The sequence below is a fragment of the Hydrogenovibrio sp. 3SP14C1 genome (assembly GCF_029625905.1).
Taxonomy (GTDB): Bacteria; Pseudomonadota; Gammaproteobacteria; order Thiomicrospirales; family Thiomicrospiraceae; genus Hydrogenovibrio.
Window position 1 is genome coordinate 1 of the sequence record NZ_JARTLM010000231.1, and the last position, 251, is coordinate 251.

General features: G+C 64.1%; 1 protein-coding gene. It reads left to right on the plus strand.

Annotated features, from left to right (window positions below; all coding sequences use genetic code 11):
• Nucleotides 1-251 (plus strand): ABC transporter permease (locus P8629_RS12365; protein ID WP_336618931.1); only part of this gene is annotated, 251 nt, incomplete at both ends.

The following is a 251-nucleotide window of genomic DNA, read 5'->3' on the forward strand; positions in this document are numbered from 1 at the left end:
GCGCTGGCTTCCATCGGCCAGCAGATGAGCGGTTTGTGGTCTCAGCAGCGTCAACTGCTGGGATTCATCGGTCTGGTACTGGTGGCCTTCGCCCCGCTCGTGTTACGGCCCAGCCGCTGGCGCATCACCGCTACGGTGGCCCATGTGCAGCAAAGTGGCCTGAATGCCGTGCCCATCGTGGCCCTATTGACCTTCATGGTGGGGGCCGTGGTGGCCTTTCTCGGGGCCACGGTGCTGGAAGACTTTGGGGC